The organism is Streptomyces sp. NPDC006207 (assembly GCF_040613835.1).
GTDB lineage: Bacteria > Actinomycetota > Actinomycetes > Streptomycetales > Streptomycetaceae > Actinacidiphila.
Window position 1 is genome coordinate 32453 of record NZ_JBEXSX010000045.1, and the last position, 19549, is coordinate 52001.

The 19549-nt window shown below is 71.5% G+C and carries 17 protein-coding genes; 10 read left to right on the plus strand and 7 right to left on the minus strand.

Annotation, left to right across the window (positions count from 1 at the left end; genetic code table 11):
* The first annotated feature begins 110 nt into the window (after positions 1–110).
* Complete coding sequence (locus tag ABZ312_RS30155) at positions 111–1274, plus strand: pyridoxal phosphate-dependent aminotransferase (protein WP_500439155.1); 1164 nt, start codon at positions 111–113, stop codon at positions 1272–1274.
* 144 nt (positions 1275–1418) lie between these two features.
* On the opposite strand, the gene ABZ312_RS30160 is transcribed toward ABZ312_RS30155, so the two are convergent.
* Both ABZ312_RS30160 and clpB read right to left on the minus strand, forming a co-directional pair.
* Entirely contained in the window at positions 1419–1949 is a 531-nt protein-coding gene (locus ABZ312_RS30160; protein WP_499512661.1) for a type III secretion system chaperone family protein, read from the minus strand.
* 104 nt (positions 1950–2053) lie between these two features.
* A complete protein-coding gene (clpB, locus tag ABZ312_RS30165) occupies positions 2054–4651 on the minus strand; it encodes an ATP-dependent chaperone ClpB (protein ID WP_500322564.1) in 2598 nt (865 codons plus the stop codon).
* A 178-nt stretch (positions 4652–4829) separates the two neighbouring features.
* Between clpB and ABZ312_RS30170 the strand changes: the two genes are divergently transcribed.
* From ABZ312_RS30170 to ABZ312_RS30195, 6 genes are all read left to right on the plus strand, one after another.
* Positions 4830–6587, plus strand: coding sequence for a PA14 domain-containing protein (locus ABZ312_RS30170; RefSeq protein WP_500439156.1), 1758 nt, complete (start codon positions 4830–4832; stop codon positions 6585–6587).
* A gap of 13 nt (positions 6588–6600) precedes the next feature.
* Positions 6601–7005 (plus strand): pyridoxamine 5'-phosphate oxidase family protein, encoded by a 405-nt coding sequence (locus ABZ312_RS30175; protein ID WP_500322562.1) that lies wholly within the window; start codon positions 6601–6603, stop codon positions 7003–7005.
* 115 nt (positions 7006–7120) lie between these two features.
* The gene (locus ABZ312_RS30180; RefSeq protein ID WP_500322561.1) at positions 7121–8716 is read left to right on the plus strand and encodes an Hsp70 family protein; all 1596 of its coding nucleotides are present in this window, start codon (positions 7121–7123) and stop codon (positions 8714–8716) included.
* A 22-nt stretch (positions 8717–8738) separates the two neighbouring features.
* Positions 8739–9878 (plus strand): tetratricopeptide repeat protein, encoded by a 1140-nt coding sequence (locus ABZ312_RS30185; RefSeq protein WP_500360056.1) that lies wholly within the window; start codon positions 8739–8741, stop codon positions 9876–9878.
* Positions 9875–10522, plus strand: a complete 648-nt coding sequence (gene grpE, locus ABZ312_RS30190; protein WP_500322557.1) for a nucleotide exchange factor GrpE — start codon at positions 9875–9877, stop codon at positions 10520–10522. The genes ABZ312_RS30185 and grpE (ABZ312_RS30190) overlap by 4 nt, the downstream gene beginning before the upstream one ends.
* A gap of 51 nt (positions 10523–10573) precedes the next feature.
* Positions 10574–10870 (plus strand): NIPSNAP family protein, encoded by a 297-nt coding sequence (locus ABZ312_RS30195; RefSeq protein WP_500322555.1) that lies wholly within the window; start codon positions 10574–10576, stop codon positions 10868–10870.
* Here the strand turns inward: ABZ312_RS30195 and ABZ312_RS30200 are convergent.
* Complete coding sequence (locus ABZ312_RS30200) at positions 10828–11292, minus strand: hypothetical protein (RefSeq protein ID WP_500322554.1); 465 nt, start codon at positions 11290–11292, stop codon at positions 10828–10830. The genes ABZ312_RS30195 and ABZ312_RS30200 overlap by 43 nt on opposite strands.
* Before the next feature lie 166 nt (positions 11293–11458).
* On the opposite strand from ABZ312_RS30200, the gene ABZ312_RS30205 reads away from it, so the two are divergent.
* The 3 genes from ABZ312_RS30205 (at position 11459) to ABZ312_RS30215 (ending at position 15243) form a co-directional block, all read left to right on the plus strand.
* Positions 11459–13480: a PA14 domain-containing protein gene (locus tag ABZ312_RS30205; RefSeq protein WP_500439157.1), complete on the plus strand. Its 2022-nt coding sequence runs from the start codon at positions 11459–11461 to the stop codon at positions 13478–13480.
* A 66-nt stretch (positions 13481–13546) separates the two neighbouring features.
* Entirely contained in the window at positions 13547–14704 is a 1158-nt protein-coding gene (locus ABZ312_RS30210; protein ID WP_500322551.1) for an ImmA/IrrE family metallo-endopeptidase, read from the plus strand.
* The gene (locus ABZ312_RS30215) at positions 14701–15243 is read left to right on the plus strand and encodes a PIN domain-containing protein (RefSeq protein ID WP_500322549.1); all 543 of its coding nucleotides are present in this window, start codon (positions 14701–14703) and stop codon (positions 15241–15243) included. Before ABZ312_RS30210 ends, ABZ312_RS30215 begins: the two co-directional genes overlap by 4 nt.
* Positions 15244–15271: 28 nt before the next feature.
* Here ABZ312_RS30215 and ABZ312_RS30220 read toward each other — a convergent pair whose 3' ends face one another.
* The 4 genes from ABZ312_RS30220 to dnaK are packed head-to-tail and all read right to left on the minus strand — an operon-like array spanning position 15272 to position 19462.
* A complete protein-coding gene (locus ABZ312_RS30220; protein ID WP_361789985.1) occupies positions 15272–15736 on the minus strand; it encodes a heat shock protein transcriptional repressor HspR in 465 nt (154 codons plus the stop codon).
* A 4-nt stretch (positions 15737–15740) separates the two neighbouring features.
* Complete coding sequence (gene dnaJ, locus ABZ312_RS30225; protein WP_500322547.1) at positions 15741–16919, minus strand: molecular chaperone DnaJ; 1179 nt, start codon at positions 16917–16919, stop codon at positions 15741–15743.
* Positions 16920–16952: 33 nt separating this feature from the next.
* Entirely contained in the window at positions 16953–17624 is a 672-nt protein-coding gene (grpE, locus tag ABZ312_RS30230) for a nucleotide exchange factor GrpE (protein WP_499512673.1), read from the minus strand.
* Positions 17621–19462, minus strand: a complete 1842-nt coding sequence (gene dnaK / locus ABZ312_RS30235) for a molecular chaperone DnaK (RefSeq protein ID WP_500322545.1) — start codon at positions 19460–19462, stop codon at positions 17621–17623. The genes grpE (ABZ312_RS30230) and dnaK overlap by 4 nt, the downstream gene beginning before the upstream one ends.
* Between the last annotated feature and the right edge of the window lie 87 nt (positions 19463–19549).

Below are 19549 nucleotides of genomic sequence, written 5' to 3' on the forward strand. Positions count from 1 at the left end.
ACGACGACGGCCTCCCCCCTGGTCAGAGGGGGCGCGTTGGGTACCACCGCAGGTGCTCACCCACGAAGCTACGTTGAGGAAGTCCAGAGGTTCGGCGGAGGATGGCGGGCATGACCTCCTCGCGACCCCCGCTCAACCGCGCACTCGCCGAGTTCGGGACCACGATCTTCGCCGAGATGTCCGCCCTCGCCGTCCGCACCGGTGCGATCAACCTCGGCCAGGGCTTCCCGGACACCGACGGCCCCGAGGAGGTGCGCGAGGCCGCCGTGCGCGCGCTGCGCGACGGCCGCGGCAACCAGTACCCGCCCGGGCCCGGTGTGCCCGAACTACGCCTGGCCGTCGCCGAGCACCAGCTGCGCTTCCACGGGCTCGGCTTCGACCCCGGCACCGAGGTGCTGGTCACCGCGGGCGCCACCGAGGCCATCGCGGCCACCATGCTCGGGCTGCTGGAACCGGGCGACGAGGTGATCGCCTTCGAGCCCTTCTACGACTCGTACGCCGCCTGCATCGCCATGTCCGGCGCCCGCCGCGTCCCGCTCACCCTGCGCGCGCCGTCCTTCCGCCCGGACCTGGACGCCCTGCGCGCGGCGGTCACCCCGCGGACCCGGCTGCTGCTGCTCAACAGCCCGCACAACCCGACCGGCATGGTCCTCACCCGGCAGGAGCTGGCGGCGATCGCGGAGCTGGCCGTCGAGCGCGACCTGATCGTGGTCACCGACGAGGTCTACGAGCACCTGACGTACGGCACGGAGCACGTGCCGCTCGCGTCCTTCCCGGGGATGCGCGACCGCACGGTCACCATCTCGAGCGCGGGCAAGACGTTCTCGTTCACGGGCTGGAAGGTCGGCTGGGTGACCGCCGCCCCCGTCCTGGTCGACGCGGTGCGCGCGGCCAAGCAGTACCTGACGTACGTGAGCGCGGGGCCGTTCCAGTACGCCGTGGCCGAGGCGCTCCGGCTGCCGGACGCCTACTACCGGGACTTCCGCGAGGACCTGCGGCGCAAGCGGGACCTGCTCTCCGACGGCCTGGAGGCGGCCGGGTTCCGGGTCTTCCGCCCGGAGGGCACGTACTTCGTGACCACCGACATCCGGCCGCTCGACGAGAAGGACGGCCTGGCGTTCTGCCGGGCGCTGCCCGAGCGCTGCGGGGTGGTGGCGGTGCCCAACGTGATCTTCTACGACGACGCGGAGGAGGGCCGCAGCCTGGTGCGCTTCGCCTTCTGCAAGCGCGAGGACGTGCTGCGCGAGAGCGTGGAGCGGCTGCGCCGGCTCTGAGGCCGTGGGCGGGCCGGGGCCGGTCGGGGCGCGCGTCCGGCCGGGACCGGAGCAGGACAGCCCGCCCGCGCACGCCCGCTCACCGGCGGTCGCGTGGCGGACGGGCTGCCCTCGTGCGGTCCGTGTACGCCCGTGGGGGCGCGCTCAGTCCTCGCCGTCGCCGTCGTCGTCCGTGGACTCCGCGTCCTTCTCCAGCCCGAGGGCCTCGAGGATCCACTTCTCGAACTCGATGGAGGCCCGGACCCAGCTGACGGTGCTGGAGACGAAGTGCTCCAGGCCGACGCCGAGGCCGATCAGCATCTGGGCCTCGCCGATCAGACGGACCGTGCCGTCGTCGTGCGTGTGGGTGTAGACCTTCGGCCACAGGGTGCGGCGGTTCCAGTCGTCGAGCGCCTCGTGCAGCTGAGGCTTGTCCTCGATGCTGTACGGCCGGTCGTAGAAGGTGCGGACCGCGAAGATCTGCTGGTCCTCCTCCCCGCGGAACATGAAGTAGGTGCGGAACTCCTCCCACGGCGCGGCGAGGTCGCCCTCCTCGTCGACGACGTACTTGAGCTCCATCTGCTCCAGCAGCTGCTTGACCAGATCCTGGTCAGGAATGACCACGTTCCCGGCAGGGCCGGGCTGGGGGTCCGGCTGGCCCCCGAAATTCGGAATCGAGGACGGGTCGATGCTCACCTTGCAGTTCCCTTCGTACGGATACACCCATCCTCCCTCACCGCGGGCCGCGCCGTGCAAGCGCGGCCCGCCGTGCCCTGTTCGCGTGCCGTTCCCGGGGTGCCTCAGAGGGTCTTGCCGGTGGTCGCGCCCACCAGCAGCCGGTCGCCGACCCGCTCGACCCGCACCGTGTCGCCGTCCCTGACCTCGCCGGCCAGGATCTCCCTGGCCAGCTGGTCGCCGATGGCGGTCTGCACCAGCCGGCGCAGCGGACGGGCGCCGTAGGCGGGGTCGTTGCCCTCCTCGGCGAGCCAGTCCAGGGCCTCGTCGGTGACGTCGAGGGCGATCCGCCGGTCGCGCAGCCGGGCCGCCAGGCGGTCGGTCTGCAGCCGGGCGATGCGGCGCAGCTCGTCCTTGTTCAGGGCGCTGAAGACCACGATGTCGTCGAGCCGGTTGAGGAACTCGGGCTTGAACGAAGCCCGCACCGTCTCCAGCACGCTCTCCCTCTTCTGCTCGTCGCCGAGCACCGGGTCGACCAGGTACTGGCTGCCGAGGTTGGAGGTGAGGACGAGGATGGTGTTGCGGAAGTCGACCGTACGGCCCTGGCCGTCGGTGAGCCGGCCGTCGTCGAGCACCTGGAGCAGGACGTCGAAGACCTCGGGGTGGGCCTTCTCCACCTCGTCCAGCAGCACCACGGAGTACGGGCGGCGACGCACCGCCTCGGTCAGCTGACCGCCCTCCTCGTAGCCGACGTAGCCGGGAGGGGCACCGACCAGGCGGGCGACGGAGTGCTTCTCTCCGTACTCGCTCATGTCGATGCGGACCATGGCCCGCTCGTCGTCGAAGAGGAAGTCCGCCAGCGCCTTGGCCAGCTCGGTCTTGCCGACACCGGTCGGGCCGAGGAAGAGGAAGGAACCGGTCGGGCGGTCGGGGTCGGCGATGCCGGAGCGGGAGCGGCGCACCGCGTCGGACACCGAGCGCACGGCCTCGCCCTGGCCGATCAGGCGCTTGCCGAGCTCCTCCTCCATGCGCAGCAGCTTCTGCGTCTCGCCCTCCATCAGGCGGCCGGCCGGGATGCCGGTCCAGGCGGCGACCACGTCGGCGACGTCGTCCGGGCCGACCTCCTCCTTGACCATGGTGCCCCGCTTGGCCACCTCCTCGGCCTCGGTGGCCTCGGCGAGCTCCGCCTCCAGCTTCGGCTTCTCGCCGTACAGCAGCTTGGACGCGGCCTCGAAGTCGCCGTCGCGCTGGGCGCGCTCGATCCGGGTGGTCAGGTCGTCCAGACGCTCCTTGAGCTCACCGACCCGGTTCAGGCCCTCCTTCTCCTTCTGCCAGCGGGCGGTGAGGCCGCGCAGTTCCTCGTCCTTGTCGGCGAGGTCCTTGCGCAGCTTCTCCAGACGCTGCTTGGACGCCTCGTCGGTCTCCTTCTCCAGCGCCATCTCCTCCATGCGGAGGCGGTCGACGGAGCGCTGCAGCTCGTCGATCTCGACCGGCGAGGAGTCGATCTCCATGCGCAGCCGCGAGGCGGCCTCGTCGACCAGGTCGATGGCCTTGTCGGGCAGGAAGCGGGCGGTGATGTAGCGGTCGGAGAGGGTCGCGGCCGCGACCAGGGCGGCGTCGGCGATCTGCACCTTGTGGTGCGCCTCGTAGCGTCCCTTGAGACCGCGCAGGATCGCGATGGTGTCCTCGACGCTGGGCTCGGCCACCAGCACCTGCTGGAAGCGGCGCTCCAGGGCCGGGTCCTTCTCGATCCGCTCGCGGTACTCGTCGAGGGTGGTCGCGCCGACCATGCGCAGCTCGCCGCGGGCCAGCATCGGCTTGAGCATGTTGCCCGCGTCCATCGCGGAGTCCCCGCCGGCGCCCGCGCCGACGACGGTGTGCAGCTCGTCGATGAAGGTGATGATCCGGCCGTCGCTGGCCTTGATCTCCGCCAGCACGGCCTTCAGCCGCTCCTCGAACTCGCCGCGGTACTTGGCGCCCGCGACCATCGCGCCCAGGTCCAGGGCGACCAGCCGCTTGTTGCGCAGGCTCTCGGGCACGTCGCCCTTGACGATCCGCTGGGCCAGGCCCTCGACGACGGCCGTCTTGCCGACGCCGGGCTCGCCGATGAGCACCGGGTTGTTCTTGGTGCGCCGGGAGAGCACCTGCACCACGCGCCGGATCTCGTTGTCCCGGCCGATCACCGGGTCGAGCTTGCCCTCGCGGGCCGCCGCGGTGAAGTCCGTGCCGTACTTCTCCAGCGCCTTGTACGTGCCCTCGGGGTCGGGTGTCGTCACGCGCTGACCTCCCCTGATCTGCTCGAAGGCGTCCTGCAGCCTGCTGCCGGTCGCACCGTACTCCTTCAGCAGCCCACCGGCCGCTCCGCCCTTGAGGGCGATGCCGATGAGCAGGTGCTCGGTGGACACGTACGCGTCCCCGAGTTCCTTCGCCCGCCCCGCCGCGTCGGCGATCACGGCGAGCAGTTCGCGGTTCGCCTGCGGCGGCGCCACCGTGCTGCCCTGGACGCTGGGCAGTCCGCCCAGCAGCCGCTCGGCGCCGGAACGCACCGCGGCGGCGTCCGCGCCGGTGGCCGCGAGGACGTCCAGCACGCTGTCGTTCTCCGGCTGCTCCAGCAGCGCCAGCAGCAGGTGCACGGGGGTGAGGTCCGCATGCCCGGCCGAGACCGCCTTGGTGTTGGCGGCGTTCAGGGCCTCGCGGCTCTTGTTGGTCAGCTCGGCGTCCACGTCCGCGTACTCCTCCTTCTGGGTCCTTCCGGAACCGTTTCGGACCTGCCTACTCCAGCGTGAGACAAGTTGAGTCTATTCCACTCAAGTCTGTGAATGCCAGCGACGGGCGCAGAAAGCCCTTGCAGTTCTCCGCATCTCTGCCACGATCAATCCCCAGGGGAGGGGATCCACTGACATGTCCATACGCCACTCCGCAGCCGTGGTCGCCGCTGCCGCCCTCGCATGGGCCACCACCGCCGGCGCCGTTCCGGCACACGCCACCACCGCCGTCACCTGCGGCACCAACGTGTGGAAGGCGTCCTACTACGCCGGCACGACCTTCAACGGCACCCCCAAGAAGACCGTCTGCGACACGAAGATCAGCGAGAACTACGGCTCGGCCGACCCGGCCGGCGTCTCACTGCCCAAGGACAACTTCGGTGTCCGCTGGACGGTGACGAGGAACTTCGGATCGGGCGGCCCGTTCGCTTTCAGCACCACCGCACAGGACGGCATCCGCGTCTACCTCGACGGCAACCGCAAGATCAGCCTCTGGAAGGACGTGAGCAAGACCCAGAAGAAGACGGTCAACCTCACCGTCCCCAAGGGCAGGCACACCATCCGCGTCGACTTCGCCGCCTTCAAGGGCAAGGCCAACGTGACGTTCGGCTACGCGCCCCGCACGTCGGCCTCCGTCGACAAGATCAAGCCACTGGCCCCGGCCGGCCTGCGCGCCACGTACTCCGGCAGCACGGCCAAGGCCGGTCTGACCTGGTCCCCGAACGCCGAGATGGACCTGGCCGGCTACCGCGTCTACCGCAGGCTCGCGACCGCGACCGTCTGGACCAGGATCGGCGGGACCGGCCTGGTGACCTCGCCCCGCTTCGGCGACACCCCGCCGCCCACGGGTGCGAAGTACGTCTACACGGTCACGGCAGTCGACAAGGCGGGCCACGCCTCGGCCGATTCCACCATGATCACGGTCGCCAGCACCGACAGGACCGCTCCGGCCGTACCGACCGGGGTCCTGGCGACGTACTCCGAGTCCACCGGCGCCGTGACGGTGACCTGGGCCGCCGGCAAGGACGGCGACCTGCGGTCCTACCGCGTGTACCGCCGCACCGGCGCCGACGGCGCCTGGGTCCGGCTCGCCCCGGACAGCGCCCCGTCCACCGAGCTGTACCTGAACGACCAGATGCCCGGCGGCACGGCCGGGACGTACTCCTACGCGGTCACCGCGGTCGACGCCTCCGGCAACGAGTCCGCCAGGTCCCAGGCGCCCTCGGTCACCCTGACCGCGGTCTCGGGCCCGCCGGCCGCCGTCACCGGCCTCACCGGCACGGCCGAGAAGTACGGCATCGAACTCGACTGGGACGACAGCACGGCGGCCGACCTCGACCATTACGAGGTCCACACCGGCTCCTGGCAGTTGAACGCCTACACCAGCCAGTGGTACTTCCAGAAGGACACCACGGCCGTGGTCCCCGCCGGCACCACGCACTACCGCCTGGTCAAGCCGCTCGGCAGCCAGCCCGTGAGCTTCCTGGTCGCGGCCGTCGACACCTCGGGCAACGCCACCGCGGACACCGTTGCCGCCACCTTGGACGTCACGCCGATCGACATGGTGGACACCCCCTACCCCGCGCCGGGCACCCTCGCGGTGCGGATGGACAGCGTTTCGGAGACGACCGCGGGCGGGGTGCTCCTGGACTGGCACTGCTCGAACGCTTCCGTGTGCGACCGGATCACCGGCTACAACGTGTACGACTTCGACTACACCACCCGCGCCTTCGTCAAGCTCAACGCCCTACCCCTGCCCACCGTGCCGTCGAGCTGGACCGACACCGCGCCGGCCAGGGGCACGACCCACGTCTACCGGGTGGCCGCCGTCCTCGACGACGGGACGGAGTCCTTCCCGGCGTGGGGCTCCGTCGCCCTGGCGCCGATGGGGTGACATCCTTCCCGGTATGACGGTCAACCCACGCGAACCGGATCCCGCCTACCTCGCCTTCTGGCGGGAGTACCTGATGAGCACGCTCACGACCCACCGGCCCGACGGCTCCCCGCACGTCGTGCCGGTGGGCGTGACGTACGACCCCGAGGCGGGGCTGGCGCGCGTGATCACCAACAAGGCGAGCCGGAAGGTCGCCCACGTGCTGGCGGCCGGGCCCGAAGGGGCCCGGGTCGCGGTGTGCCAGGTCGACAAGGGGCGGTGGGCGACGCTGGAGGGCGTGGCCCGGATCAACACCGACCCGGACGCCGTCGCCGACGCGGTACGGCGCTACGCCGAGCGCTACGGCCGCACTCCCGCCCCCAACCCGGACCGGGTCGTCGTCGAGATCGCGCTGACCCGCGCCATGGGCCGCGCCTGACCCTCGGCCCGGCCCCCGCGGCCCTGTCGATCCGCCCCCGAAAGACCCCTGCATGCTGCATGATTGACGCTCCGGCAGATTCGGTTGGCGTACGGCTACGGGGAGGTGCCCGGCTGTGGCACGGGTTGTGGGAATCGATCTGGGCACGACGTACTGCGCTGTCGCGGTGGCGGACCGGACCGGCACCGCGTCCATCGTCCGCAACCGCGAGGGCGAGAACATCACCCCGTCCGTGGTGATGTTCCAGGGCGACGTCGTCGTCGTCGGCTCGCAGGCCAAACGCTCCGCGGCCACCGCCCCGGACCACGTGGTGCAGTTCGTCAAGCGCTACATGGGCGAGCCCACGCCCGTCTACACCTCGGAGTCCGGCACCCCCTTCCGCCCCGAGGAGATCTCCGCGCTGATCCTCAAGCGGCTCAAGGAGGACGCCGAGATGATGCTCGGCGAGCCCGTCGAGCGCGCCGTGATCACCGTCCCCGCCTACTTCGACGACGCCCGCCGCAAGGCCACCCAGGACGCCGGCCGGATCGCCGGCCTGGAGGTGCTGCGGATCGTCAACGAGCCGACCGCGGCCGCCCTCGCGTACGGGCTCGACCAGGACGAGGACGAGCGGGTCGGCACCGTCCTCGTCTACGACCTCGGCGGCGGCACCTTCGACGTCACCGTGATGAAGGTCGAGGACGGCGAGTACGACGTCATCGCCACCGACGGGGACCGCAACCTCGGCGGCTTCGACTGGGACGGGGCGCTGATGGAGCACCTCAACGGCGCCTTCATGGCGGCCGGCGGCCCCGACCTCACCGACGACACCGCCGCCCTCGCCGAACTGCGCGACAAGGCGGAGATCGCCAAGCGCACCCTGTCCAACGCCCCGCAGGCCGTCGTCATGCTCTCGGCCGGCGGCCGGCACGAGCAGATCCGCGTCACCCGCGAGAAGTTCGACGAGCTCACCGCCGAACTGCTGGACCGCACCCGCATCCTCACCGAGGGCGTCCTGGAGGAGTCCGGACTCACCTGGGACGACGTCGACAAGGTGCTGCTCGTCGGCGGTTCCACGCGGATGCCGCAGGTCCCGGCCCTGGTGGAGCGGCTGTCCGGGCGGACCGCGGAACGCGGCGTCAGCCAGGACGAGGTGGTGGCCCTGGGGGCCGCGCTGATCGCCCTGGACGCCGAGGTCCGCGCCGAACAGGCCGCCGAGCGCAAGAAGTACATCGGCAGCGGCGCCCACGTGGAGTCCGCCCCCGGCGACGGCCTGGCCCGGCTCACCAAGGGCAGGGTGAAGTCCATCAAGGACGTCACCTCGCAGTCGCTCGGCATGGTCGCCGTCCACGACGACGCCCCCCGCTCACCGGAGTACAACGCGGTGATCATCCCGCACAACACCACGGTCCCCGCGAAGGAGAGCGACACCTTCTACACGGTCCGGGAGCGCCAGTCCGCGCTGCGGGTGCAGGTCACCGAGGGCGAGGGCGAGGACCTGGACTACGTGAAGGTCGTCGGCGAGAGCACCCTGAAGATCCCGCCGTACCCCAAGGGCGCGCCCTTCGAGGTGTACTACGCCTACGACGTGGACGGCATCATCCACGTCGAGGTCAAGGACCTGACCTCGGGCGAGTGGCTCGGCGAGTTCGAGGTCGAGCGCCCGGACAACCTGGGCACCGAGGAGCTCGAGGAACTCAGCGACCGCGTGTCCCGCACCGCGGCCCTCTGACCGGAGCGGGAGCCGACGCCCCATGACCACGACGGACGTGCCCGACTACTACGCCGAGTTCGGGATCGGCACCGCCGACAGCGCCGAGGAGATCGGCAGGAAGCTCGACCGCGAGCACCGCAGCTGGGCGGGGAAGGCGAGCAAGGCCCCCACTGCCGACAAGCGCCGCGAGGCCGAGGACAAGGTGCGGCGCGTGCTGGAGGCCCGCAAGGCGCTCACCGACCCTTCCGCCCGCGCCCTGTACGACCAGCGGCTGGCCCGGTCCCTGAAGAAGGGGCCGGGGCCCCGGGAGCCTGAAGCCGTACAGCCGACCCTCGGCGGCACCGTACGCGACTGGGTGGGCAACGCCGAGCGGAACATCGAGGACGGCGACCTGCAGGCCGCCGAGTACGAGCTCCGCCAGGCCGTGCACCACGACGACCGCAACGCCTACGCCTGGCGGCTGCTGGGCGCCGTCCACCAGGACCTCGGCGCCTACCAGGACGCCCTGCAGGAGCACCGCAGGGCGCTGCAGCTGGACCCGGACGACGCCGCGAACCACTTCCAGATCGGCAACGTCCACACCGCGCTCGGCGACCACCACACGGCCCTGACCTGGTACATGAAGGCCGACGACCTGGCGCCGGGCGACCTCGGGACCGAACTCGCCGTCGGCGACGGCCTGTACGCCTCCTCGCGCTTCGACGAGGCGCTGACCTGGTACGAGAAGGCCCTGGCGCACAGTCCCGGCCACACCGGGCTGCGCAACCAGATCAGCCGCATCTGGTCGCTGCGTGCCGAGGGCTCGATGATCACGCACCCGGTCACCCGGAGGCTGGTCGTCGCCTCCGAGGAGGCCGCCCGGCGCATCCTGCACTGCGTCGACCAGGGCCTGGCCGTCCGCCCGGCCGATCCGGACCTGCTGGGGCGGCTGGAGTTCTACCGGGGGCTCGCCGCCGAGTCCCTGGGCAAGACCTGGCGGTGGCACAAGAGCATGCTCTGGGTCCTCGTCCCGGCCGTCGTGGTGCCGCTCACGCCGGCCAGGCCCTACGCCTGGTTCGTGGCGCTCGCCGCCCTCGCGCTCATCGCGTGGATCGGCTTCCGACCGCGCTGGTGGCACACCCGCGCGTCCCTCCCCCGGCACCTCCTCAACCCGCCGCAGCAGTACTGGAGCCGCGCATGAGCACCCCGCCACCGCTGCCTCCGCAGCCTCCGCAGGTCCCGCCCGTGCCGGTGGTGCCGGTGGTACCACCGGCACCCCTGCCGGAGGTGCCCCCGCAGCCCCCCGCGCCGCCGGAGGTGCCGCAGGTGCCGCCGGAGGGCCCCGCCCCGCAGACCGCGGAGGAGCCCGCGCCCGACCCCCTGGCCGTGGTGGCCGACGCCGTCGACGGCCTGCGCGAGGAAATGGCCGCGCTCGGCGACCAGTTCCGCCGCCGGCTGCTCAACGACCGTGAGGGACGGCGCGGTCTGGACGAACTGCGCGCCGAGCTCGACCACACCCGCAGGGCCGCCGAGGGCCGGCTGGTGCAGCCGCTCCTGTACGACCTCGTCCTCCTCCTGGACCGCATCGACCGCCACCTCGGCGTCGACGGCGGCTTCGGCGACTCGGTCGGCGCAGAGCTGCTGACCCTCCTGGAGAAGTACGGCATGACCCGCATCCCGGTCACCGCCGGGCGCTTCGACCCCGCCCTCCAGGAGGCCGTGGGCACCGTCCCCGCGCCCCGGCCGGAGCTCGCCGGCGACGTCGCGGAGGTCGTACGGCACGGCTACCGCATGGGGGACCGCGTCGTACGCCCCCAGCAGGTCCGCGTGCACGCGCCCGCGTGACCGGAGGAAGCCAAGGAAGCCAAGGACCCGAGGAACCCAGGGAGCCCCGGATTGCCCAGGACCACACAGCTGCGGACGTACACCATCAAGCCGGAGATGCTCGACGCCTGGCTCGGCCTGTGGCACGCCGAGATCGTGCCGCTGCGCCGGGCCCACGGCTTCGAGATCGGCCTGGCCTGGGTGGACCGCGAGCACAGCCAGTTCGTCTGGCTGATCGCCTACGACGGCGAGGACGGCTTCGCCGCGGCCAACGCCCGCTACTGGGACAGCCCCGAACGCGTACGGATGCCGCTGCAGCCCGAGGACTACCTCGTCGGCAGCGAGGTCCGTGACGTCGAACCGGCCTGAGCCGCCGCCCACACCGCGGCCACCGCCCAGACCGGCAGCCACACGGCGGCCACCAGCGCGCCGGCCCCGGCCGCCGCACCCACCACGCCCATCCCCCGGCGCCGGGCCCACACGGAACCGGCGCCGCCCACCACCAGCAGAGCCGCCACCACCGGGACCGGCACCAGGCCCGCGTACCGCGGCACGCCCACGTCCCCGTACGCCGCCACGCCCACGCTCACCAGGACCAGTGCCATGAGCCCGGCGATCCACCACGGCCCCTCGCGCCGCGCCGCCAGCCGCAGCCCGGCCCACATCGCCACGGTCGCCAGCCCCACGTCCAGCCCCTCGGCGCCCCAGTTCGTCCCGAGCGGCATCGCACCGGCCACCATCCCCACGGCCAGCCCCACCACGATCCCTGCTCCGACGCCCTTGTGCGGCATAGGGACCGTCTTCCCCACCACGCGCCCCACACGCCCGCCCCGCCACGGGAGGCCACCCCTTCGGCGGACGCGGGACCGGGACGGCACGGCCTGATCACGAGCAACCGAACCGACTTGGCACGGGTGTTCGGGGCCTGCCAGGATCTCACTCCTCAAGGAGGGATCTTTGACCAAATCCATACGCGCCCGCGCCACCGCGCTCGCGCTCGCAACGACCGCCGCGGGCCTCGCGCTGCCGGTCGGCGCCGCCCACGCGGCGACCACCTGCTCCACCGGGGTGTGGGTCGCGTCGTACTACGCGAACACCACGTTCAAGGGCACCCCGAAGAAGACCGCCTGCGACACCTCGATCAACGAGAACTACGGCACCGGCGATCCCGCCGGCGTCACCCTGCCGAAGGACAACTTCGGCGTCCGCTGGAGCCTGACCCGCGACTTCGGCTCCGGCGGCCCCTTCACGTTCACCGCCGCCGCCCGCGACGGCATCCGCGTCTACGTCGACGGCACCCGCAAAATCGACCTCTGGAAGGACGTCTCCACCACCCGGAGCAAGACGCTCAACCTCACCGTCCCCAAGGGCAGGCACACCCTCCGCGTCGACTTCGCCGCCTTCAAGGGCAGCGCCAACGTCAAGTTCACGTACGCGCCGCGCACGTCGGCGTCGGTGGACAAGACGAAGCCGCTGGCACCCACCGGCCTCAAGGCCCCGGCCAGCGGCCACGCTTTCACGCTCGCATGGACCAGGAACGCCGAGATGGACCTGGCCGGTTACCGGGTCTACCGGCGCACCGGCACCGGCGCCTGGGCACGGATCGGCGGCAGCGCGCTCGTGACCACGCCGTCCTACCGCGACCTGCCGGCCGCCACGGGGGCGAAGTACTCCTACGCGGTCACCTCGGTCGACAAGGCGGGCAACGCCTCCGCGATGTCGGCCGCGGTCACCGTCACGTCGATCGACGAACAGGCCCCGGCCACGCCGACCGGCCTGAAGGCCGCGGTGACCGCCGACGGCAGGGGCTACGCGCTCACCTGGAGCCCGAACGCGGACACGTCGGCGTACCAGGTGTACCGGGGCACGTCGGCGGCCGGCCCGTGGGCGCTCCTCGACACCGTTGCCGCCCCGTCGTACACGGACACCAAGGTCGCCACCAGGACGCAGTACTTCTACACGGTCATCGCGATGGACGCCGCCACGAACCTCTCCGGCAGGTCGGCGGCCGCGAGTGCGGCCCCGCTGGCGATCCGGCCGGACGCGCCCCGCGACGTGGCAGCGGTCTCCTCCGAGAGCATCATCGGCATCAAGGTGACCTGGAGCCTGCCCAGGGAGCAGGCCGTCGGGTCGTACACGGTGTACCGCTCGACCACCTCGCCGGTGGACCCGTCCACCGCGACCGCCCTGGACTGCGCCATCAGCGGGGAGGGCGAACTCGGCGGGGACACCGCCCGGTTCAGCTGCACCGACAAGGAATCCCTGCGGCGCGGCGTGACGTACCACTACGCCGTCACCCAGACCGCCGACGGGCTCGAGTCACCCCTCTCCGGCGAGGCCGCTGTCACCCTCCCCGGCGACGAGGAGCCCCCGGCCAAGGTCGCCGGCCTGACCGTCGTGCCGACCGAGTACGGGGTGCGCCTGCACTGGGACCCCAACACCGAGCCGGACCTGGCCCGTTACGCGGTCTACCGCGGTGAGCTGTACGAGGACGAGGAGGAGCGGGCCTGCTACGACGTCCACGTGGTCGAGTGGCTGAGCCCGGGCACCACCGAGTACCTCGCCGAGCGGCTGCCCGACGGCGAGAAGGGCTGCTACTTCGTCGACGCCCAGGACATCTCGGGCAACTCCTTCTTCCTCCTGGACCACAACGCCAATGTGGTGGAGTTCACGGAGCTCGACCTCACCCCGTCCATGGAGACCCCCGAGGGCTCCCCGGTCCGCTTGACAGCCGCCGGCGTCGGCGACGGCGTGCGGCTGGGATGGGAGGACGTGGCCGACGCCGTCGGTTACCTCGTCTACCGCTGGGACCGCGACACCGGCCGCTACGAGAGCCTCACCTCGGAGCCGGTCACCGCCACCGCCTGGACCGACACCACCGCCGCCCGCGGCACCACCCACTTCTACTGGGTGCGCGCCGTGTACGCGGACGGAACGGAGTCGCTGCCCGGCGGGGGCTACGCGATCCGGACGCCATGAGGTCCTAGGACAAGCGGAAAAGGGCGGGCCTTGCGATTATCGCAAGGCCCGCCCTACTCTGTAGACATGGATCCGTTCGTCATCGAACGCGTACGCACCGTGATGGACGCGGCGGCGATGACCCAGGCCGCCTTCGCCCGGTCGGTCGGGCTCACGCCCGACAAGCTGTCGAAGTCGCTGAGCGGGGTCCGCCGTTTCACCTCGCTCGACCTGGCGCTGATCGCGGAGGCGGGCGGCACGAGCGTGGACTGGCTGCTGACCGGCAACGAGCCGCTGCGCCCCGCGCTCGCGGCCCGTACGCGGGGCGACACCACCGCCGACCCGGTGGGGGCGCAGGAGGTCGCGGCGCGGTTCGCCGACGCCTTCGAGGTGCTGGAGCTGCTGGGCCGCACAAAGGAGTTGCCCGCCGTGCCCGAGGTCGACCCGGCGCCGGAGCGGTACGCGGCGCAGGGCGAGCGGCTGGCGGCCGAGGTGCTGGAGCTGCTGCCGGCCGCGGGGACGGACACGGACGAGCTGATCGCGGCGATGGAGGACCGCTTCGGGGTGGACGTCGCCATCACCGGGCTTCCCCAGGGTGTGGACGGCCTGGCGTGGCAGGCCGGCTCCTTCCGCCTCGTCCTCCTCGCGCCCACCGACCTGTGGACGCGGCAGCGCTTCACCCTGGCCCACGAGCTCTGCCACATCCTCGCCCGGGACGCGCGGAGCGTGGTCGTGGAGTCCCGGGTCGCCCCCGGCCGGCAGAAGGACCTGGCCGAGGTCAGGGCCAACGTCTTCGCGTCGCATCTGCTGATGCCCACACGGGAGTTGACGCAGGCCGCGACGGCGGAGGGCGGGCTCTCGGACGCCGGCTTCGAGCGGCTCGTCGTGCGCTTCCGGGTGTCGCCGAGCGCGCTGGCGGCCAGGCTGCACCAGCTGGGACTCATCGACGTGGCACGCCGCAAACAGCTGCGCGCCCTCACCACCGAGGCCTGCCACCTGCTCGCGGGCGCCGGCGACGACTACCAGAAGCAGGCCTCGCGGGCCTCGGCGGAGCGCTTCCCGCCCCGTGTCGCCTCGGAGTTGTACAAGGCCTACCTGGCGGGGGAGACGACCCTGCGTCCGCTGGCCGCGCTGCTGGGCACCGACGTGGAACGGCTGCACGACCTCCTCGCGCCCGAACCGCCCCCGGGCAACGGCATCGAGCAACAGGACGCGGAAGAAGGGGATCCGGTCTTCCAGCCATGACCACGTGGTGGTTCCCCGACAACACCGTCCTGTGCAACTTCGCGGCCGTCGACCGGCTGCTCCTGCTGGAGAAGGTGCTGGACGGCCGCGGCCGCTGGACCCAGGCCGTGGCCTGGGAAGCGGGCCGTTCCGCGCGGTTCCTGCCGCGGCTGGCCGGACTGGCGGAGGCCGGGTGGCTCGGCGAGCCCGTGGAGATCAGCGACGGCGCCGAACTGCGGGAGGTCGACCGGCTGCGCCGGGCGGTCTTCGGCGGCTCGTCCCACCTGCCGACCAAGCACCTCGGCGAGGCCGAGACGTGCGTGCTGATCACCCGACGCCGTGAGTTCCGGGGCTCGGTCTGGATCACCGACGACCGCTCGGCCCGCGACTTCGCGCGCCGGCGGGGCATCACCACCAAGGAGACCTTCGACCTCGTACGGGAGGCGTGCGCCGGGGGGCTCGTCCCCGCCGCGGAGGGCCACCGACTGCTGGAGGCGATGGTCGCCTCGGGGCGCCATCTGCACCGCGTCTCGCGCGGCCCCGCGGACCTACTGGCCTAGGCCGTGTCGTCACGTGAGCGGCGGCCGGTCACTCCGGCCGCTTGGGCCGCCACACCACCAGCGCGGAGGTCTGCTGGACGTCCTGGTAGGGCACCAGGTCACGCCGGTACGAGGCGTGGACGGCGGCCTCACGCTGCTGCATGGCGGCCGCCGCGCCCTCCAGGGCCGCGGAGAGCTCGGCGACCCGCGACTGCAGGGCCGCCACCTGGTTCTCCAGTTCGATGATGCGCTTGATCCCGGCCAGGTTGATGCCCTCGTCCTGGGAGAGGCGCTGGACCTCGCGCAGGAGTTCGATGTCACGAGCCGAATAGCGGCGGCCTCGCCCGGCCGTACGGTCGGGCGAGACCAGGCCGAGGCGGTCGTACTGGCGCAGGGTCTGCGGGTGCAGCCCGGAGAGCTGGGCCGCCACCGAGATGACGTAGACGGGGGACTCGTCGGTCAGCTCGTACGGGTTGCGGCCCCGACCGCCACGCATGCCGCCGCTCGTGTTCATCGGCTCAGACTCCCTTCGCGGCATCGAACAGCTCTGCCCGCGGGTCGTCGTCCGCGGTCGCCTCCCGGTAGGCCTCCAGGGCGTCCAGCGCCTTGCCCTCGGTGGTCGCCGGGACCGCGACCTCGATCGTGACCAGCAGGTCCCCGCGGGTGCCGTCCTTGCGGACCGCGCCCTTGCCGCGGGCCCGCAGCGTACGCCCGTTGGGCGTGCCGGGGGGCAGCTTGAGGGTCACGGCGGGACCGCCGAGCGTCGGCACCTTGATCTCCCCGCCCAGCGCCGCCTCCACGAAGGTGACGGGCACGGTGACGGTGAGGTTGTCGCCCTTGCGTCCGAACACCGGGTGCGCGTCGACGTGCACGGTGACGTACAGGTCGCCGCCCGGGCCGCCGCGCTCGCCCGGCGCGCCCTTGCCGCGCAGCCGGATGCGCTGCCCGTCGATGACACCCGCCGGGATGCGCACCTGCATGGTGCGCGCCGAACGGGCCCGGCCGCTGCCGCTGCAGACCTCGCAGGGGTCCTGCGCGATCAGGCCGCGGCCCTTGCAGTCCGTGCACGGGTCGGTGAGCGAGAAGCTGCCGCTGCCGCCGCGCGAGACCTGGCCGGTGCCGACGCAGGTGGGGCACACCCGGGGCGTGCCGTTCTTGTCGCCGGTGCCGGAGCAGGCCTTGCAGGGGGCCTGGCTGGTCATCTTCAGCGGTACGGTGGCGCCGTCCACCGCCTCGGTGAACTTCAGCGTCACCTCGGTCTCGATGTCCTGGCCGCGCCGCGGCTGCGTACGGGTCGTACCGGCGCCGCGGTTGAACAGACCGCCGAACACGTCCCCGAGGCCGCCGCCGAAACCGCCACCCTGGGTGGTGGTGCCGCCGGGGCCGCCGCCGAAGAGGTCACCGAGGTCGAAGCCGAACCCGCCCGGGCCGGCCGGGCCGGTGCGGAAGCCGCCGTTGCCGAAGAGGGCGCGGCCCTCGTCGTACTCCTTGCGGCGCTTGGGGTCCGACAGGACGTCGTTGGCCTCGGAGATCTCCTTGAAGCGCTCCTCGGCCTTGGCGTCGCCCTTGTTGGCGTCCGGGTGGAACTCGCGGGCGAGCTTCCGGTACGCCTTCTTGATCTCCGCCTCGGTGGCGTCCTTCGGGACGCCGAGGACCTTGTAGAGATCCTTCTCGAACAAGTCCCTGCTGATGCTCATCCCCGGCGTCCCTCCTTCCGTGCGCTACCCACGTCAGCCCTGTTCGGGGCCACCGTTCTCCTCGTCCGCCGTGTCGTCGTTCTTCTGCGTGCCCTGCGAGCCCGGCTGGGGCTCGGCGACGGCCACCCGCGCGGGGCGGATGGTGCGTTCACCGATGCGATACCCGGGCTGCAGGATCTGCACGCAGGTCGTCTGCGTGACGTCCGGCGAGTAACTGTGCATCAGGGCCTCGTGCACCAGCGGGTCGAAGGGCTCGCCCTCCTTGCCGAACTGCTGCAGCCCCATCTTGGCGACGACCGTCTCCAGGGACTCGCCGACCGACTTGAACCCGCCGACCAGCTCCTTGTGGTCCCGGGCGCGGCCGATGTCGTCGAGCACCGGGAGCAGCTCGGTCAGCAGGTTCGCGATCGCGATCTCGCGGACCGCGATCCGGTCCCGCTCCACCCGGCGGCGGTAGTTCTGGTACTCCGCCTGGAGCCGCTGGAGGTCCGCCGTGCGCTCACCGAGCGCCGTGCGCACCTGGTCCAGCTGCGCCTGCAGAGCGACGTTGGCGTTCGCGTCCCCGGCCGGGGCCGCCGGGCCCGCCTGGTCGGCGGACCCGGCGCCGGGCCCCGCCTCGCCGGGGGAGTCCCCCGGCGAGGTGGAACCGGCCTCGGCAGAGGGGACGTCAGGCTCCTGCTCGAAGCCCGGGGTCTCCTCCGTCACGCGGCACCGTCCTTCTTGTCCTCGTCGACGATCTCTGCGTCGACGACGTCGTCGTCGGCCTGGGGCTGGGCACCGCCCGCCGCACCGGCCGCGCCGCCCTCGGCCTGGGCGTTGGCGTACAGCGCCTGGCCCAGCTTCTGCGAGGTGGCGGCGACCTTCTCGGTCGCCTCGCGGATGGCGGCGGAGTCCTCGCCCTTCAGCTTCTCCTTCAGGTCCGCGACGGCGGCCTCGACCTCGGTCTTGACGTCACCGGGGACCTTGTCCTCGTTGTCCTTGAGGAACTTCTCGGTCTGGTAGACCAGCTGCTCGGCCTGGTTGCGGGTCTCGGCGGACTCGCGGCGCTTGTGGTCCTCCTCCGCGTACTGCTCGGCCTCGCGCATCATGCGGTCGATGTCGTCCTTCGGCAGCGCGGAGCCACCGGTGACGGTCATGCGCTGCTCCTTGCCGGTACCGAGGTCCTTGGCGGAGACGTGCATGATGCCGTTGGCGTCGATGTCGAAGGCGACCTCGATCTGCGGGATGCCGCGCGGGGCCGGCGGCAGACCGGTCAGCTCGAACATGCCGAGCTTCTTGTTGTACGCCGCGATCTCGCGCTCGCCCTGGTAGACCTGGATCTGCACCGACGGCTGGTTGTCCTCGGCCGTGGTGAAGATCTCCGAGCGCTTGGTCGGGATCGTGGTGTTGCGCTCGATCAGCTTGGTCATGATGCCGCCCTTGGTCTCGATGCCGAGGGACAGCGGGGTGACGTCGAGGAGCAGGACGTCCTTGACCTCGCCCTTGAGGACACCGGCCTGGAGGGCGGCGCCGATGGCCACGACCTCGTCCGGGTTGACACCCTTGTTGGCGTCCTGACCGCCGGTCAGCTCCTTGACGAGCTCGGCGACGGCGGGCATACGGGTCGAGCCGCCGACGAGGACGACGTGGTCGATCTCGGAGAGCTGGATGCCCGCGTCCTTGATCACGTTGTGGAACGGGATCTTGCAGCGCTCCAGCAGGTCCTGGGACAGCTGCTGGAACTGGGCGCGGGTGAGCTTCTCGTCCAGGTGCAGCGGGCCCTCGGCGGAGGCCGTGATGTAGGGCAGGTTGATCGAGGTCTCGGTGGACGAGGACAGCTCGATCTTCGCCTTCTCGGCGGCCTCGCGCAGACGCTGCAGCGCCATCTTGTCCTTGGACAGGTCCACGCCGTGACCCGAGGCGAACTGCTTCACCAGGTAGTCGACGATGCGCTGGTCCCAGTCGTCACCACCGAGGTGGTTGTCGCCGTTGGTGGCCTTCACCTCGACGACGCCGTCGCCGATCTCCAGCAGCGAGACGTCGAAGGTGCCGCCACCGAGGTCGAAGACGAGGATGGTCTGGTCGTCCTTGTCCAGGCCGTACGCCAGGGCGGCGGCCGTGGGCTCGTTGACGATGCGCAGGACGTTCAGGCCCGCGATTTCGCCGGCCTCCTTGGTCGCCTGGCGCTCGGAGTCGTTGAAGTACGCCGGGACCGTGATGACCGCGTCGGTGACCTTCTCGCCGAGGTAGGCCTCCGCGTCCCGCTTCAGCTTCTGCAGGATGAAGGCGCTCATCTGCTGCGGGTTGAAGTCCTTGCCGTCCAGGTTGATCTTCCAGTCGGTGCCCATGTGGCGCTTGACCGACCGGACGGTCCTGTCGACGTTGGTCACGGCCTGGCGCTTGGCGACCTCGCCGACGAGCACCTCGCCGTTCTTGGCGAAGGCGACGACGGACGGCGTGGTCCTGGCACCCTCGGCGTTGGTGATGACGGTGGGCTCGCCGCCTTCGAGAACGCTGACGACGGAGTTAGTCGTGCCCAGGTCGATGCCGACCGCACGTGCCATGGTGGAATCCTCCAGCTGCCTACTTGAGTGGAACTGGCTCAAGGGTGCCTCACAGCTCTCACGCTGTCAACAGACCTGAGTCGCGGC

Excerpts from the sequence above, each read along its gene's own strand:
- ABZ312_RS30220 (WP_361789985.1), bottom strand. The coding sequence starts at position 15,736 with ATGAACACGAGCGGCGGCATGCGTGGCGGTCGGGGCCGCAACCCGTAC.
- ABZ312_RS30200 (WP_500322554.1), bottom strand. The coding sequence starts at position 11,292 with ATGCCGCACAAGGGCGTCGGAGCAGGGATCGTGGTGGGGCTGGCCGTG.
- dnaJ (WP_500322547.1), bottom strand. The coding sequence starts at position 16,919 with ATGAGCATCAGCAGGGACTTGTTCGAGAAGGATCTCTACAAGGTCCTC.
- dnaK (WP_500322545.1), bottom strand. The coding sequence starts at position 19,462 with ATGGCACGTGCGGTCGGCATCGACCTGGGCACGACTAACTCCGTCGTC.
- grpE (WP_500322557.1), top strand. The coding sequence starts at position 9,875 with ATGAGCACCCCGCCACCGCTGCCTCCGCAGCCTCCGCAGGTCCCGCCC.
- ABZ312_RS30210 (WP_500322551.1), top strand. The coding sequence starts at position 13,547 with ATGGATCCGTTCGTCATCGAACGCGTACGCACCGTGATGGACGCGGCG.
- ABZ312_RS30155 (WP_500439155.1), top strand. The coding sequence starts at position 111 with ATGACCTCCTCGCGACCCCCGCTCAACCGCGCACTCGCCGAGTTCGGG.
- ABZ312_RS30185 (WP_500360056.1), top strand. The coding sequence starts at position 8,739 with ATGACCACGACGGACGTGCCCGACTACTACGCCGAGTTCGGGATCGGC.
- ABZ312_RS30170 (WP_500439156.1), top strand. The coding sequence starts at position 4,830 with ATGTCCATACGCCACTCCGCAGCCGTGGTCGCCGCTGCCGCCCTCGCA.
- ABZ312_RS30215 (WP_500322549.1), top strand. The coding sequence starts at position 14,701 with ATGACCACGTGGTGGTTCCCCGACAACACCGTCCTGTGCAACTTCGCG.
- ABZ312_RS30175 (WP_500322562.1), top strand. The coding sequence starts at position 6,601 with ATGACGGTCAACCCACGCGAACCGGATCCCGCCTACCTCGCCTTCTGG.